The organism is Streptomyces bungoensis (genome assembly GCF_001514215.1).
Taxonomy (GTDB): Bacteria; Actinomycetota; Actinomycetes; order Streptomycetales; family Streptomycetaceae; genus Streptomyces; species Streptomyces bungoensis.
This window is the reverse complement of sequence record NZ_KQ948853.1, coordinates 491,708-507,027: the sequence shown is the minus strand read 5'-3', so window position 1 is coordinate 507,027 and position 15,320 is coordinate 491,708. Positions and strand designations below refer to the sequence as shown.

Here is a 15,320-nt window from a genome sequence, read left to right as displayed (position 1 = left end):
GGGTGCGTCCCCATGACGTACCCGCCGTCCCGACAGGAGCACCCTCCCGTGACCACCACACCCACCGCCGGCCGGACCACCGGCGTGGCCGCACGCGCCACCGAGCTGTCCAAGATCTACGGGCAGGGCGAGACCCGGGTGGTCGCCCTGGACCGGGTCTCGGTCGACTTCCGGCAGGCCGAGTTCACCGCGATCATGGGACCGTCCGGTTCCGGCAAGTCCACGCTGATGCACTGCGTGGCCGGGCTGGACAGCTTCTCCTCCGGGTCCGTGCGGATCGGCGAGACCGAGCTGGGCTCCCTGAAGGACAAGCAGCTGACCAAGTTGCGCCGGGACAAGATCGGGTTCATCTTCCAGGCGTTCAACCTGCTGCCGACGCTGACGGCGCTGGAGAACATCACCCTCCCGATGGACATCGCGGGCCGCAAGGCCGACAAGGCGTGGCTGGATCAGGTCATCCAGATGGTCGGGCTGTCCGGGCGACTCAGCCACCGGCCGTCCCAGCTGTCCGGCGGCCAGCAGCAGCGGGTCGCCGTCGCCCGCGCGCTCGCCGCGAAGCCCGAGATCATCTTCGGTGACGAGCCGACCGGGAACCTCGACTCGCGCTCCGGCGCCGAGGTGCTGGGCTTCCTGCGCAACTCCGTGCGGGAGCTGGGCCAGACCGTCGTCATGGTGACCCACGACCCGGTGGCCGCGGCCTACGCGGACCGGGTCGTCTTCCTCGCCGACGGGCGGATCGTCGACGAGATGCACGGCCCCACCCAGGACTCGGTCCTGGACCTGATGAAGCAGTTCGACGCGAAGGGCCGTACCTCCTGATGTTCCGCACCGCCCTGCGCAACGTGGCCGCGCACAAGGCCCGGCTGCTGATGACCGTGCTCGCCGTCATGCTCGGCGTGGCGTTCGTCTCCGGCACGCTGGTCTTCACCAACACCATCTCCGACGCCTACCAGAAGAGCTCCGCCAAGGGCTTCGACCAGGTCGACGTGGCCGTCCGGGCCAAGTACCAGGACTCCAGGGGCGACAAGGTCGGCCGGAGCGCCGAGCTGACCCGGGCCATGCTGGACAAGGCCGCCGAGGTCCCCGGCGCCGCCTCCGCCACCGGGGTCGTCACCGGGTTCACCGCGATCGCCGGCAAGGACGGCAAGCTGGTCGGCAGCGGCTGGCAGTCCGAGGGCGGCAACTACTGGGGCACCGAGGACGCCCGCTACCCGCTGGCCCGGGGCCACGCCCCGCACGGCCGGGGCGAGGTGCTGATCGACTCGAGGACCGCCGAGCGGGCCGGCTACCAGGTCGGCGACACCGTGCGCCTCTCCGTCGACGGCCCGGTGCTGAAGCCGGTGATCGCCGGCATCTTCACCACCGACGACGGCAACGTGGCCGCGGGCGGCAGCCTCGCCCTGTTCGACACCCCGACCGCGCAGGCCCTGTTCGGCAAGAAGGGCACCTACGACGAGATCGACGTGAAGGCGGCGCCGGGAACCAGCCAGACCGCGCTCAAGTCGGCGCTCGACCGGGCCCTGCCGTCCCGCCTCGTGGAGACCACCACCGGCAAGCGGCTCGCCGACGACCAGGCCGAGATGATCTCCTCGTCGATGAGCGGCATGCGGCAGAGCCTGCTGGTGTTCGCCGGCATCGCCCTGTTCGTCGGCACGTTCATCATCGCCAACACCTTCACCATGCTGGTCGCCCAGCGCACCAGGGAACTGGCGCTGCTGCGGGCGGTGGGCGCCTCCCGCCGGCAGGTCACCCGGTCGGTGCTGATCGAGGCGCTCGTCGTCGGCACGGTCGCCGGGGTGACCGGGCTCGCCGCCGGTGTCGGCATCGGCGCGGGACTGCGCGGCCTGCTGGGCTCCTTCGGCGCGAGCGTGCCCGACGGGCCGCTGGTGGTCACGCCGGGCACCGTGGCGACGGCCCTCGCCGTCGGCGTCGTCGTCACCGTGCTCGCCGCCTGGCTGCCCGGCCGCCGGGCCGCGAAGATCCCGCCGGTGGCGGCGATGAGCAGCGTGCACGCCAAGGCGAGCACCAAGTCGCTGGTGCTGCGCAACACGCTGGGCGCGCTGTTCTCGGCGGCCGGTGTCGCGGTGGTCCTCGCGGCCACCTCGATGGACGCCGACTCCGCCCAGGCGCCGATGGGCCTGGGGGCCGTCCTGCTGATCATCGGCGTGTTCGTGCTGACCCCGCTGCTGTCGCGTCCGCTGGTCGCGGCCGCCGCGCCGGTGCTGCGCCTGTTCGGGGTCTCGGGCAAGCTGGCCCGCCAGAACTCGGTGCGCAACCCGCGCCGTACGGCGGCCACGGCGTCCGCGCTGATGATCGGCCTGACCCTGATCACCGGCATGACCGTGATGGCGGGCAGTCTGCAGACGTCCATCGACAAGATGGCCAGTGCCTCGATCCGCGCGGACTACGTGGTGTCGATGGCCAACCGCTCCCCGCTCTCCCCCGACGTGGCGCGGAAGCTCGCCGCCGCCGACGGCGTGACCGCCAGCAGCCCCTTGCGCAACGGCGAGTCCCGCATCGGCGGCGAGACGGAGTTCCTCACCGGCGTCGACGGCTCGGCCATCGGCAAGCTGACGGACCTGAAGGTGGACGACGGGTCCTTCACGGTGGCCGGCACGCAGGTCGTGGTCGACAAGGACCGCGCGAAGTCGCACGGCTGGAAGCCCGGTTCGCGGTTCACCGCCCACTTCGAGGACGGCAGGGCGCGCACGCTCACCGTCGCCGGCGTCTACGAGGGCAACGACCTGATCAGCGGGATCATCCTCGACGACGCCGTGCTCACCCCCCACCTGCGCGACCCGGCCGACATGCAGGTCATGGTCCGGACGTCCGGCGGCGCGTCCGGCGCGACGAAGGACCGGCTGGAGAAGGTGCTGGGGAACAACCCGGCCGTCCGGGTGCAGGACAAGCAGGACATCTCCCAGGACATCGCGAAGATGTTCACGCTGATGCTGAACATGGTCTACGGCCTGCTCGGCATGGCGGTGATCGTCGCGGTCCTCGGCGTCATCAACACCCTGGCCATGTCGGTGTTCGAGCGCTCGCAGGAGATCGGCATGCTCCGCGCGATCGGCCTGGACCGCAGGTCGGTCAAGCGGATGGTCCGCCTGGAGTCGCTGGTGATCTCCCTGTTCGGCGGGGTGCTGGGCATCGGCCTCGGGGTGTTCTTCGGCTGGGCGGCCGGTGAGCTGCTGGGCACGAAGATGGCGACGTACGAACTGGTCCTGCCCTGGGGCCGGATGGCGCTCTTCCTGCTGCTGGCGGCGGTGGTCGGCGTGCTGGCCGCGCTGTGGCCGGCCCGGCGCGCGGCCCGGCTGAACATGCTGAGCGCGATCAAGGCCGAGTAGCCGTACGACCCGTGAGGGCCCCGTTCCCGAGCGGAACGGGGCCCTTCGTGCGGTCAGGCGGTCCAGGTGCGGGCCCGCAGCGGCAGCCCGGAGGTGCCGGGGTCGGGGGTGCGGACGGCGAGGACCTGGTTGACGCCGATGCGGTTGCGCTCGAAGGAGAGCGCGCAGGCGGCCATGTACAGCCGCCAGACCCGGGCGCGGCCGGGGCTGGTCAGCCGCACCGCGCGGTCCCAGCCGGCCTCCAGGTTGGCGACCCAGCGGCGCAGGGTGCGGGCGTAGTGCTCGCGCAGCGACTCCACGTCCCGCACCTCGAACCCGGCCCGCTCGAGCTGGGTGACGGTGGTGCCGAGGGGGGCGAGTTCGCCGTCGGGGAAGACGTAGGCGTCGATGAACGCGTCCACCTCGTACGACGACTCGTCGCGCTCGGGGCGGCGCGCGATCTGGTGGTTGAGCAGCCGTCCGCCGGGCCCCAGCAGGCCGTGGAGGGTGCGCGCGTACTCCAGGTAGCGTTCGGCGCCGACGTGTTCGGCCATGCCGATGGAGGAGATCGCGTCGTAGGGGCCGTCGGTGACGTCCCGGTAGTCCTGGACGCGGATCTCCACGAGGTCGGTCAGGCCCTCGTCGGCGACGCGCTTGCGGGCGTAGGCGGCCTGTTCCTGGGAGAGGGTGATCCCGACGACGCCCACGCCGTGCTCGCGGGCCGCGTGGACGGCCATGGAGCCCCAGCCGCAGCCGACGTCCAGCAGGCGCAGGCCGGGCCTCAGGCCGAGTTTGCGGCTGACCAGTTCGAGCTTGTCGCGCTGGGCGGTCTCCAGGGTGCCGTCCGGCTCCCAGTAGGCGCACGAGTAGACCATCGACGGGCCGAGGACGAGTTCGTAGAAGTCGTTGCCGACGTCGTAGTGGTGGCTGATGGCCCGTCTGTCGCTGCGCCGGGTGTGCAGGTGGCCGGTGCGGCGCACCTCCTCCGGGGGCGGGGCGGGCGGCAGCGGCGGTCCGGCCAGTCTCAGCAGGCCGACGGCGGCGGAGCGGGCCTCCGGGTCGCGCAGGGTCTGCAGCAGGCCGCGGGCGTCGTCGCCGCGCTCCCAGACCAGGCCGGACATCAGCTCGAGGGCGGCGTAGAGGTCCCCCTCGACGGTCAGGTCCCCGGCGACCCAGGCGCGGGCCAGGCCCAGTTCACCCGGCTTGAAGAGCAACCGCCGCAGCGCGCGGCGGTTGCGTACGACCAGCAGCGGTGCCCCGGGCGGCCCCGCCTGCGAACCGTCCCAGGCGCGGATGCGCACCGGCAGTGGGACACCCAGCAACTGTTCGAGCAGTCTCGTGAGCCGCGGCGCGGCTTCGGCCATGGTGCACACCTCCGTGACGAGTGATCCCGGATCTGTCACCACGTAAACACCTGCGCGGCCGGGTGGCAGTCCCCCACGCGCGTCACGGTCCGGCAAACCATTCGGAGGGGTGCGGCGCACGCCTCGCGCACTCCGGGCGGCGCGCACCCGGCCGGGCACGCCGAAGGGGCCGCCCGCACCACGGATGGCGGGCGGCCCCTTCGGGGTGTTCCGGTGACCCGAGGTCAGGAGGCCTTGGCCTTCTCCTCGGTCTTGGCGGCGGCGACCGGGGCCGGCTTGGCGGCCTCGTAGAACTCCTCGCGCGGGTTCTCCATGGCGCCGAGGGAGACGACCTCGCGCTTGAGGAACATGGCGAGGGTCCAGTCGGCGAAGACGCGGATCTTGCGGTTCCAGGTCGGCATCGCCAGGCCGTGGTAGCCACGGTGCATGTACCAGGCGAGGCGGCCCTTGAGCTTGATCTTCATCTTGCCCATGACGATCATCGCCACGCCCTTGTGCAGGCCGAGACCGGCGACCGCACCCTTGTTGGCGTGCTCGTACTCCTTCTGCGGGAAGCCCCGCATGCCGGAGATCACGTTGTCGCCGAGCACCCGGGCCTGGCGCAGCGCGTGCTGGGCGTTGGGCGGGCACCAGGCGTTCTCGTTACCGGCCTTGCGGCCGACGAGGTCCGGGACCTGGGCGTTGTCGCCGGCGGCCCAGATGTAGTCGGTGCCCTTGACCTGGAGCGTGGGCTCGCAGTCGACGTGGCCGCGCGGGCCGAGGGGCAGTCCGAAGCGGGCGAGGGCCGGGTTCGGCTTGACGCCGGCGGTCCACACGATGGTGTTGGAGTCGACCTCGAGCCCGTTCTTCAGCACGACGTGGCCGTCGACGCAGGAGTCCATGGAGGTGGAGAGGTAGACCTCCACGCCGCGGCTCTCCAGGTGCTCCTTGCCGTACTGGCCGAGCTTGGGGCCGACCTCGGGCAGGATCTTGTCGGCGGCGTCGACGAGGACGAACCGCATGTCGTCGCGGGAGACGTTCTTGTAGTACTTGGCCGCGTCCCGGGCCATGTCCTCGACCTCGCCGATGGTCTCGGCGCCGGCGAAGCCACCGCCGATGAAGACGAAGGTGAGCGCCTTGCGGCGGATCTCCTCGTCGGTCGTGGAGTCGGCCTTGTCCAGCTGCTCCAGGACGTGGTTGCGCAGGCCGATGGACTCCTCGATGCCCTTCATGCCGATGCCCTGCTCGGCGAGGCCGGGGATCGGGAAGGTGCGGGAGACCGCGCCCATCGCGATGACCAGGTAGTCGAACGGCAGCTCGTACGCCTCGCCCACGAGGGGGGCGATCGTGGCGACCTTGCGGTCCTGGTCGATGGTGGTGACCCGGCCGGTGAGGACCTCCGCCTTCGGCAGTACGCGTCGCAGCGGGACGACGACGTGGCGAGGGGAGATGCTGCCGGCGGCGGCTTCGGGGAGGAAGGGCTGGTAGGTCATGTACGACCGGGGGTCGACGACCGTGACGGTCGCCTCGCCGTAGCGCATCTTCTTGAGGATGCGCCGAGCTGCGTACAGGCCTACGTACCCACCGCCTACTACGAGGATCCTGGGACGCTCCGTGGTGCTCATGGCATCGAGTATCCACCCGCGTCCGGGGGGGTGCTCGTGCGCCCCTTCACAAGCTCGGGCAGCCCCTGTGCTAAACTCCGCGGCCCGCTTGACCGGGATCGTGGTCCGGGAGGGGGGCTCCCGGGTGGTTCGACCCGTTGTCAAGGGCGCGTGAGCTGCTTCTCTGGCCGAGCGGGGCGGGTGTGAGGTTCCCGCGACACGGCCGGAGCACCAGCTTCGAGGGGCGTCGTGCACACCCCGTCTGAACATGTTCAAACGACTGCCGAGCCCCCGGAAGGGCCATTGGGCCCTGTTTCCGTGACGCCGGGACACCAATCTCTTGTGAAGAACTTCACGAACTTTCCCGGCAGGGTGGTGCCGGAGGGCCCGCGGGGTGGCCGAGCACCTCGCTCACACGTTATCCAACCTGCTCAACAGAGGCTACCGATCAGTAGCAAACAGGCCGGATTGAGACCGCGGTCACGCCGGTCCCGACGGTCGCGGCCCCGGCTCCTCACCAGGAGGCGCCGGGGCCGTCACGCGTCCTACCCGGCTTCCGCCGCCGCCGCGAAGGCGATGCCGTCGAGGATGTCGTGCTCGCTGACGACGACCTCCTCCGCGCCGACGCGCTCCATGATCGCCTGGAGGACGAGGGCGCCCGCGCCGATGACGTCGACGCGGCCGGGGTGCATCGACGGGATGGCCGCGCGCTCGGCGTGGGTGGAGTGGAGCAGCGCACTGGTGATCTCGCGGACCCGGTCGTGGGAGATGCGGGAGTGGTGGATGCGCGTCGAGTCGTACTCCGGCAGGTCCTGGGCGATCGCGGAGACGGTGGTGACCGAGCCGGCGAGGCCGACCAGGGTGCGGGCCTCGCGCAGCGGGACGGTCTGCTCGGCGAGGTCGAGCGCGGCCTCGATGTCGGCCCGTATGGCGGCGATCTGCTCCTCGGTGGGCGGGTCGCTCACCTTGCCGCCGTGCACCAGGTGCCGTTCGGTCATCCGCACGCAGCCGACGTCCACGGACCGCGCGGCCCGCACGTGGTCGTCGCCGACGACGAACTCCGTGGAGCCGCCGCCGATGTCCACCACCAGGTAGGGCCTGGCGAGGTCGTCGCGTCCCTTGAGTTCCGTGGTGGCGCCGGTGAAGGAGAACTCGGCCTCCTGGTCGCCGGTGACGACCTCCGGCTCGACGCCGAGGATGCCGAGCACGCCGCGCACGAAGTCGTCCCGGTTCTCGGCGTCCCGGGAGGCGGAGGTGGCGACGAAGCGGACCCGCTCGGCGCCGTGCTCCTTGATGACCGCCGCGTACTCGCGGCAGGCGGCGAAGGTCCGCTCCAGCGCCTCGGGGGCCAGCCGGCCGGTGCGGTCGACGCCCTGGCCGAGCCGCACGATGGTCATCCGGCGGTCCAGCTCGACGAGTTCGCCCGTCGCCGGGTTCGCGTCCGCGACCAGCAGGCGGATGGAGTTGGTACCGCAGTCGACGGCGGCGACACGCGTCACTGGTCGTCCTCCCGGACGGGCCCGGCGGCGAAGTGGCCGGTGCCGTCCTCCGTCGTCTCCCCCTGCCATCCCTCACCGGTCGGCGGCCCGCACGGCGTCACGCACGGTCCCTTGCGCCACCACTCCGGCAGCATCGCGATCGCCTCGTCGCCGAGCGGGTTCACGCCCGGGCCGGCGGCCAGCGAGTGGGCGACCAGCACGTGCAGGCACTTCACCCGGTCCGGCATGCCGCCCGCGCTCGGGAAGCCCTCCAGGACCTCGATCTCGTCCCGGCGCCGGACGTAGTCCTCGTGCGCGGCCCGGTAGGCGGCGGCCAGCTCCGGGTCCGTCCGCAGCCGCTCGGTCATCTCCTTCATGACCCCGTCGGCCTCCAGCGTGCCGATCGCCGAGGCGGCGCGCGGGCACGTCAGGTAGTACGTCGTCGGGAACGGCGTGCCGTCGGGCAGCCGGGGCGCCGTCTCCACGACGTCGGGCTGCCCGCAGGGGCAGCGGTGCGCGATGGCCCTCAGGCCCCGCGGCGGGCGGCCCAGCTGCTGCTTGAAGGCCTCGACGTCCGCGTCGGTGGGCTCGGTGCGCTCGGTGGGCGGCGGGGGCGTTTCCATGACTGCTTTCGTTACGGCTTTCTGTGGGTTCACTGGTCGGAGGCGTCGGACTTGTCGACGCCGTCCCAGACGTTCGCGTACCAGGGCCGGCGGGCGGCCCGGAGGTCGGTGCGGGACTGCTTGGCCGTGCCGGGGTCGACGACGACGTACCCGGTCTCGCCGGGCATCACGTAGTGCAGCCGGCGCCGGATCTGCTGCTCGGCGTAGGCGTCGTCCTGCCAGCGCGCCTTCAGGTCGCGCAGCTCCTCGACCCGCTTGCGGGCCTGCTCCCGCTGGCGCTGGAGGTCGGCGATCTCCGCGCGCTGGGAGACGTACTGCCGCATCGGGTAGGCGAGGGCGACGATCAGCGAGCACAGCACGAGCGCGAGCAGCGCGGCGCGGCCGGTGAGGCGGGAGCGGCGGGCCTGCCGCTTGGTCTGGGAGCGGTAGACCCGGGCGGCCGTCTGCTCGCCCAGTGCCCGCAGCCTCGTCGCGGTGGAGAATCGGTCCCGGCCGCTCACGGCGTCCCACCTCGCCCCGCCACGGACGCCGGCGGCTGCGTCGGCCGGGGTTCCGGGGGCCGGCCCCCGGGAGAGTTCAGCACGGCCATCTGGCTTACCGCCTCCCCTTCCACGTGCGTACGTCCCCGCACACGGTACGGGACCGGGTACGGGGACGTACGTATGACCGGCTCAGACGTGGCCCGGGATGGCTCAGTCCTTGGAGACGCGGGCCGCCGTGCCCTTGAAGCGCGGGAAGGCGCTGCGGCCGGCGTACACCGCGGCGTCGTCGAGGATCTCCTCGATGCGCAGCAGCTGGTTGTACTTGGCGACGCGCTCGGAGCGGGCCGGGGCGCCGGTCTTGATCTGGCCGCAGTTGGTGGCGACGGCCAGGTCGGCGATGGTGACGTCCTCGGTCTCGCCGGAGCGGTGGGACATCATGCACTTGAAGCCGCTGCGCTGGGCCAGCTCGACGGCGTCCAGCGTCTCGGTGAGCGAGCCGATCTGGTTCACCTTCACCAGCAGGGCGTTGGCGGCGCCCTCCTCGATGCCGCGGGCGAGGCGCTCGGGGTTGGTGACGAACAGGTCGTCGCCGACGAGCTGGACCTTGTCGCCGAGCTTGTCGGTGATGACCTTCCAGCCGGCCCAGTCGTCCTCGAACAGCGGGTCCTCGATGGAGACGAGCGGGTACGCGGAGACGAGCTCCTCGTAGTACTCGGTCATCTCGGCGGCGGAGCGCTCCTTGCCCTCGAAGAGGTACTTGCCGTCCTTGTAGAACTCGGAGGCGGCGACGTCGAGCGCCAGGGCGATCTGCTCGCCGGGGGTGTAGCCGGCCTCCTTGATCGCCTCGAGGATGAGGTCGAGGGCCTCGCGGTTGGAGCCGAGGTTCGGGGCGAAGCCGCCCTCGTCGCCGAGGCCGGTGGACAGGCCCTTGCTCTTCAGGACCTTCTTCAGGGTGTGGTAGACCTCGGTGCCCCAGCGCAGCGCCTCGGAGAAGGACTCCGCGCCGATCGGGGCGATCATGAACTCCTGGATGTCCACGTTGGAGTCGGCGTGCGAGCCGCCGTTCAGGATGTTCATCATCGGCACCGGCAGCAGGTGCGCGTTCGGGCCGCCCAGGTAGCGGAACAGCGGCAGGTCGCTGGCCTCGGAGGCGGCGTGGGCGACGGCGAGGGAGACGCCGAGGATGGCGTTGGCGCCGAGCGAGCCCTTGTTGTCGGTGGCGTCCAGGTCGAACATGGCCTGGTCGATCAGGCGCTGCTCGGTGGCGTCGTACCCGACCAGCTCCGGGCCGATCTGCTCGATGACGGCGAGGACGGCCTTCTCGACACCCTTGCCCTGGTAGCGGTTCGGGTCGCCGTCACGGAGCTCGATGGCCTCGAAGGCGCCGGTGGAGGCGCCGGACGGGACGGCGGCACGGCCGGTGCTGCCGTCGTCGAGGCCGACCTCGACCTCGACCGTGGGGTTGCCTCGGGAGTCCAGGATTTCCCGGGCTACGACGACGTCGATGGACGGCACGAGCATCTCCTTCTTGGATGTGACGCTGGAAGTGCGGGGCGGTCTGCCTTGCGGCGGAGCCTTGCGACTAGAGCCTAACCGTCCAGGGGGCGTCGGCCACCGACCGACCGTCCCGTGGACAGGGAGACGGTACCTATTGTTCCCGAACTGAACAAAGGGTGGTTGCACGGGGCACACACAAATGACCCCGCCCCGGCGCGTACGGGGGAACACGCGCCGGGGCGGGGAGCGGTGGGGACGGGGGCGGCCCGCGGGCCGCTTGCCGCCGGGCCGCTTACTTCAGGTGCAGCTGCTGGCCCGGGTAGATGAGGTCGGCGGTCTGGACGATGTCCTTGTTCAGGTCGAACAGCTTCTTCCAGCCGCCCTGGACGTGGTGCTTGGTGGCGATGGTGCTGAGCGTGTCGCCCTTGACGACCTTGTACTCGCCGTCGCCCTTCTTGACCTTCTTGCCGGTCGGGGTGGTGACGGTCTTGCTGCCGCTCGTCTTGCTGCTGCTCACGGACGGGCGCTTGGCGGACCGGGAGGCGGCCTGCTGGTCGCCGGAGCGCGTGGTGTTCGTCGACGGGGCGGCGGCCGTGCCGTTGTACGGGGTGCTGGACAGGCCCGTGCCGCACACCGGCCAGGCGCCCTTGCCCTGGGCGGCGAGCACCTTCTCGGCGACGGCTATCTGCTGGGCCTTGCTCGCCTGGTTGGCCTGCGCGGCGTACGCGGTGCCGCCGTACGCGGCCCAGGTGGAGGCGGAGAACTGCAGGCCGCCGTAGTAGCCGTTGCCGGTGTTGATGGACCAGTTGCCGCCGGACTCGCACTGGGCGACCGCGTCCCACTGGGAGGCGGTGGCGGCGGAGGCGTCGCCGGCCGCCATCAGCGGGGCGGCGACGGCGGCACCGGTGACACCGGCGAGCGCGAGGGCGCGGGTGGCCTTGGACGGACGACGGTGCTTGGCCTTGCCGGAAAACAGCATGGATCGATCCCCTCACCGACGCCTGCGAGGTGAGCTGTCGGGTTCGGGCCGGTTGAGTTGCCCGGCCGCGCACTCGCTCTCGCGAGCCGCGGCTTCACCCCCAGCCGGTCCAGCGTCAATCGCTGGGCCCGGCGCCTACCTTGGGTCCCCCGCTCCTGCCTACGGCGCATGACGCGACGACTGTTCCCGGGCGACCGCTGGCAGGATTCGGCGTTGCGGAAGCCGGGGCTCGTGGTGACGAGCGGTCCTGACCGTAGACACGTGATCGACGGAATTTCAAAGACGATCAGGGCTTCTGAGACTCATCCCACACTTTCACCAAACCGGACATCGGGCGCGAATCCGGGCGTCAACTCCGCCTACTTATCGCCCGTTTCGGTACCGACTTCCAGGGTCTGACCGGCACTGATGTGATTCGGGTCGGCTCCGATGGCGCTCTTGTTGGCGGCGTAGAGCGCGCGCCATCCGCCGTCGACGTCCTGGGAGTCCGCGATGGAGGCGAGGGTGTCGCCCGAGCGGACCGTGTAGGCGCTCGCACCGGAGGCCGCGTGACGGCCGGAAGAGTCCGTCTTCTGACCGCTTGTCACGCTTTCGTCCGCACTGCCGCCGCGGTGACGTCCACCACTGAGCAGCGCCCCGGTGTCGACCAGACTCGAAGAGCCGCCGGTCTGCCAGGAATTGTCCGAGTCGTCCGTCGCAGGGTCCGTGCTCGGGGAAGCGTCGTCCTGCACGTCTCCGGAGTCCGGCGAGGTGGATTTGCCGGACTTGGGGTCACTTGTGCTCTTGCCGTGTCCGGCACTCTTGCTCGCGCCCGGAGTCGGCGTGGCGGCCGGGTCCGAGGATGGCGAGCCGGACGGGGAGGAGTCGGATGAGGAGGGCGAATCCGGCGTGCCGGACGTGCCGGACGTGCCGGACGCGTCGGAGTGGCCGGCGGACCCGTTCGAGGTCCCCGGGTCGCCCGGGTCCTGCGTGCCCGAGTGCGCGGAGCCGGAACCCGGGCCGCCGAGACCCGTGTCGACCTCTACGGAGCCGGAGTTGGAGGTCAGACCGGCGGTCAGGGCGCAGGTGGCCCAGGGGGTGGTGCCCCGGTCGGCCAGGATCTTCTCGGCGATGGAGATCTGCTGCGAGCGGCTGGCCTGGTCGGCGGTGTCGGCGTACTGGGCGCCGCCGTACTTGTCCCAGTCGTCCTGGGATATCTGCAGTCCGCCGTAGTAGCCGTTGCCGGTGTCGGCGCTCCATGAGCCACCGCTCTCGCACTCGGCCACCCTGTCCCACGTGGTGCCGTCGGCCGCGTTGGCACTCGCGGCGCCGAGGAGGGGGATGGCGATGGCGGAGCCGGTCACGCCGGCCGCGACGAGGAGGGCCGGAGCCTGACGGGGGCGACGGTGACGACCGTTCCCGGAGAGCATGCGGAAGCCTTTCGTGCGACAGCAGAACCGGCGCGGCGGGTGGGGCTCGGCGCCGCGCTGATGGGTGAACGTATCGGCAGACGATCACTTGTCACAAGTTCATGCCGTGCAGATCACATGAAGATCACAGAGTTGAAGCCCTGTCATGTTTACGGTTGTACGGCCCGCTCGCCGGCCGGAGCGAACTCCACCGGGAGCGTGCGCAGGCCGCGCATGATGAGCCCGCCGCGCCAGCGCAGCTCCGCCGGATCCGCGGCGAGCCGCAGGTCGGGCAGCCGGGTGAGGAGGGTGGCGAGCGCGGTCTGGCCCTCCAGACGGGCGAGCGGGGCGCCGAGGCAGTAGTGGATGCCGTGGCCGTAGCCGAGGTGCTGGTTGTCCCGGCGGCTGAGGTCCAGGGCGTCCGGGTCGGCGAACCGCTCCGGGTCCCGGTCGGCGGCGGCCAGCACGACGAGGACGGGATCGCCCGGCGCGATGTCCTGTCCGCCGATGGAGAGCGGCCGGGTGGCGAACCGCCAGGTGGCCAGCTCCACCGGGCCGTCGAAGCGCAGGAGTTCCTCGACGCCGGTCTCCAGCAGGCCCGTCTCGCCGGCGGCCAGGGACCGCTGCAGCCGGTGCCGCTGCCCGGGGTGGGTGAGCAGGGCGTAGGTGCCGTTGCCGATGAGGTTGACCGTCGTCTCGAACCCGGCGAACAGCAGGATGAACGCCATGGCGGCGGCCTCGTTCTCGGTGAGGTGCTCGCCGTGGTCGGAGGCGCGGATGAGACCGGAGATCAGGTCCTCGCCGGGCGTGGGCTCGGCGGGCAGGGCCTGGCGCTTGCGGTGGATCAGCTCGGCGAGGTAGCCGCGCATCTTCTTCACCGAGCGGGCGACCCCGCCCCGGGGTCCTCCTCCGTGGCGGATCATCATGCCCGCCCAGTCCCGGAAGTCGTCCTGGTCCTCGCGGGGGACGCCGAGCAGGTCGCAGATGGCGTAGATGGGCAGCGGGAAGGCGAACTCGTGGATGAGGTCGGCCGATCCCCTGGCCGCGAAGCCGTCGATGAGGCCGTCGGCCAGCTCCTGGACGCGCGGCGCGAACTCGGCGACCCGGCGGGGCGTGAACGCCTTGCTCACCAGCCGCCTGAGCCGGGTGTGGTCCGGCGGGTCGATGTTGAGCAGATGGGTCATCAGCTCGGCCTTGCGCTCGCCCGGGATGCCCGTCTTGCCCTTGGCGTGCGCGGGCTCGTCGTGGTGCGCCGGGTCCTTGCTCAGCCGCTGGTCGGCGAGCGCCTGCCGGGCGTCGGCGTACCGCGTGACCAGCCAGGCCTCGACCCCGCTGGGCAACCGCGTCCTGCGCACCGGCGCGTGCTCGCGCAGCCAGGCGTAGGCGGGGTAGGGGTCGGCGGCGAACTCCCAGGTGAAGAGCTCGGGGGCGGCGCTGTCGGGCGGGGGCTGGTCGGTCACTCCTCGACGGTATCCGGCTCCGGGTGGGCCTCCGCGTCCCGGTGGCCGCCGCCGGCCGCGCCTATCGCCCCGGGCGCCGCCCCCTCCGCCTCCAGGATGGCGTCCCGGTAGGCCCGCGCCGCCGCTCTCAGGGCCGCCTCCGGGTCCACGCCCTCCGCCTCCGCGTGCGCCGCCAGGGCCAGCAGCCGGTAGCCGACCCCGTCGCCCTGCGGGAGCGGCACCCGAAGGCCCGCCGTCCGGGCGCGGGACGCCAGCTTGGCGGTGAGGGCGAGGCCGGGCTGGCCGAGCGGGACGCCCTCGGTGACCGAGGTGCGCCGCTTCTCCTCGGCCTTGGTGCGCAGCCAGTGCTCCTTGACGTCCTCCGGGGTCTCCGCCTTCTCCTCGCCGAAGACGTGCGGGTGGCGGTGGATCAGCTTGGCGACGATGCCGCCGGCCACGTCGTCGACGGAGAACGGGGCGTCGGGGTCCTCCTCGGCGATGCGGGAGTGGAAGACGACCTGCAGCAGCACGTCGCCCAGTTCCTCGCGCAGTTCCTCGCGGTCGCCGGTCTCGATCGCCTCGACCAGTTCGTACGCCTCCTCGATGCCGTACTTCGCCAGCCCCTGGTGGGTCTGGCGGGAGGACCACGGGCATTCGGCGCGGATGCGGTCCATGACCTGGACGAGGTCCAGCAGGCGGGCGCCGGGCAGGTCGTAGGAGGCGGGCAGCAGTTCCAGCTCGGGCATCCGGACCCGGCCGGAGCCGGCGAGGCGGGCCAGGCCGTCGGTGAGGGCGGGCTCTCCCTCGCCCGTGGCCACGACCACCACCGTCCGCCCGCCGGCGCAGGCGTCGACCAGCTCCTGCGCGGTGGGGGACGCCTCGGCCACGGCTATCGCGGCCTCTCGCAGGTACGGCAGCTGCGGGTGCGCGCCGTCCGCGCACAGCACGGTGTCGGCCGTGCGCAGGGCCTGCCAGGCCGGCCAGGACAGCAGGCCGGGGGCGACGCGGTGGCTGGTGGTGAGCAGGACGATCCGGCCGGGGGCGGCGGGGTCCGGGCTGGTGGAGTCCGGGCCGGCGGGTTCGGGGCTGGTGGCGTTCACGATCCGAACGTAACCCACGGCGCCGGCGGACGAGACCGGTTGTCCACAGGGGCGGGGGCCG

General features: G+C 71.8%; 12 protein-coding genes and 1 riboswitch. Of the genes, 2 read left to right on the top strand and 10 right to left on the bottom strand.

What is annotated here, in order from left to right:
- Positions 1-48: 48 nt before the first annotated feature.
- Together AQJ66_RS09855 and AQJ66_RS09850 are read left to right on the top strand one after the other, a co-directional pair.
- Positions 49-819: an ABC transporter ATP-binding protein gene (locus AQJ66_RS09855; RefSeq protein WP_061919203.1), complete on the top strand. Its 771-nt coding sequence runs from the start codon at positions 49-51 to the stop codon at positions 817-819.
- Positions 819-3,347 (top strand): ABC transporter permease, encoded by a 2,529-nt coding sequence (locus AQJ66_RS09850; protein WP_061919200.1) that lies wholly within the window; start codon positions 819-821, stop codon positions 3,345-3,347. The genes AQJ66_RS09855 and AQJ66_RS09850 overlap by 1 nt, the downstream gene beginning before the upstream one ends.
- Before the next feature lie 53 nt (positions 3,348-3,400).
- Here the strand turns inward: AQJ66_RS09850 and AQJ66_RS09845 are convergent, their stop codons facing one another.
- The 10 genes from AQJ66_RS09845 to AQJ66_RS09800 all read right to left on the bottom strand — a co-directional run bounded on the left by AQJ66_RS09845 (position 3,401) and on the right by AQJ66_RS09800 (position 15,259).
- Positions 3,401-4,690 (bottom strand): class I SAM-dependent methyltransferase, encoded by a 1,290-nt coding sequence (locus AQJ66_RS09845; RefSeq protein ID WP_061919198.1) that lies wholly within the window; start codon positions 4,688-4,690, stop codon positions 3,401-3,403.
- Between the two features lie 224 nt (positions 4,691-4,914).
- Positions 4,915-6,294 carry an NAD(P)/FAD-dependent oxidoreductase gene (locus AQJ66_RS09840; protein ID WP_079060157.1) on the bottom strand — a complete coding sequence of 460 codons (1,380 nt, stop codon included), beginning with the start codon at positions 6,292-6,294 and terminating at the stop codon, positions 4,915-4,917.
- A gap of 524 nt (positions 6,295-6,818) precedes the next feature.
- A complete protein-coding gene (locus AQJ66_RS09835; RefSeq protein ID WP_061919194.1) occupies positions 6,819-7,772 on the bottom strand; it encodes a Ppx/GppA phosphatase family protein in 954 nt (317 codons plus the stop codon).
- Positions 7,769-8,374, bottom strand: coding sequence for a DUF501 domain-containing protein (locus AQJ66_RS09830; protein WP_061919192.1), 606 nt, complete (start codon positions 8,372-8,374; stop codon positions 7,769-7,771). Before AQJ66_RS09830 ends, AQJ66_RS09835 begins: the two co-directional genes overlap by 4 nt.
- Positions 8,375-8,403: 29 nt before the next feature.
- Complete coding sequence (locus AQJ66_RS09825; protein WP_061919190.1) at positions 8,404-8,874, bottom strand: FtsB family cell division protein; 471 nt, start codon at positions 8,872-8,874, stop codon at positions 8,404-8,406.
- A 192-nt stretch (positions 8,875-9,066) separates the two neighbouring features.
- Entirely contained in the window at positions 9,067-10,377 is a 1,311-nt protein-coding gene (gene eno / locus AQJ66_RS09820; RefSeq protein WP_061919188.1) for a phosphopyruvate hydratase, read from the bottom strand.
- Between the two features lie 268 nt (positions 10,378-10,645).
- Complete coding sequence (locus AQJ66_RS09815) at positions 10,646-11,332, bottom strand: LysM peptidoglycan-binding domain-containing protein (RefSeq protein ID WP_061919186.1); 687 nt, start codon at positions 11,330-11,332, stop codon at positions 10,646-10,648.
- Positions 11,333-11,336: 4 nt separating this feature from the next.
- A riboswitch (cyclic di-AMP (ydaO/yuaA leader) is annotated at positions 11,337-11,509 on the bottom strand.
- Between the two features lie 182 nt (positions 11,510-11,691).
- Positions 11,692-12,741, bottom strand: coding sequence for a LysM peptidoglycan-binding domain-containing protein (locus tag AQJ66_RS09810; protein ID WP_061919184.1), 1,050 nt, complete (start codon positions 12,739-12,741; stop codon positions 11,692-11,694).
- Positions 12,742-12,890: 149 nt separating this feature from the next.
- The gene (locus tag AQJ66_RS09805) at positions 12,891-14,180 is read right to left on the bottom strand and encodes a cytochrome P450 family protein (RefSeq protein WP_061919182.1); all 1,290 of its coding nucleotides are present in this window, start codon (positions 14,178-14,180) and stop codon (positions 12,891-12,893) included.
- Positions 14,177-15,259: a nucleoside triphosphate pyrophosphohydrolase gene (locus tag AQJ66_RS09800; protein WP_244162785.1), complete on the bottom strand. Its 1,083-nt coding sequence runs from the start codon at positions 15,257-15,259 to the stop codon at positions 14,177-14,179. Before AQJ66_RS09800 ends, AQJ66_RS09805 begins: the two co-directional genes overlap by 4 nt.
- Positions 15,260-15,320 lie beyond the last annotated feature (61 nt).

Bases quoted from the DNA above. Each gene is read 5' to 3' on its own strand.
- eno (WP_061919188.1), bottom strand. From the start codon at position 10,377: ATGCTCGTGCCGTCCATCGACGTCGTCGTAGCCCGGGAAATCCTGGAC.
- AQJ66_RS09815 (WP_061919186.1), bottom strand. From the start codon at position 11,332: ATGCTGTTTTCCGGCAAGGCCAAGCACCGTCGTCCGTCCAAGGCCACC.
- AQJ66_RS09840 (WP_079060157.1), bottom strand. From the start codon at position 6,294: ATGAGCACCACGGAGCGTCCCAGGATCCTCGTAGTAGGCGGTGGGTAC.
- AQJ66_RS09845 (WP_061919198.1), bottom strand. From the start codon at position 4,690: ATGGCCGAAGCCGCGCCGCGGCTCACGAGACTGCTCGAACAGTTGCTG.
- AQJ66_RS09810 (WP_061919184.1), bottom strand. From the start codon at position 12,741: ATGCTCTCCGGGAACGGTCGTCACCGTCGCCCCCGTCAGGCTCCGGCC.
- AQJ66_RS09830 (WP_061919192.1), bottom strand. From the start codon at position 8,374: ATGGAAACGCCCCCGCCGCCCACCGAGCGCACCGAGCCCACCGACGCG.
- AQJ66_RS09850 (WP_061919200.1), top strand. From the start codon at position 819: ATGTTCCGCACCGCCCTGCGCAACGTGGCCGCGCACAAGGCCCGGCTG.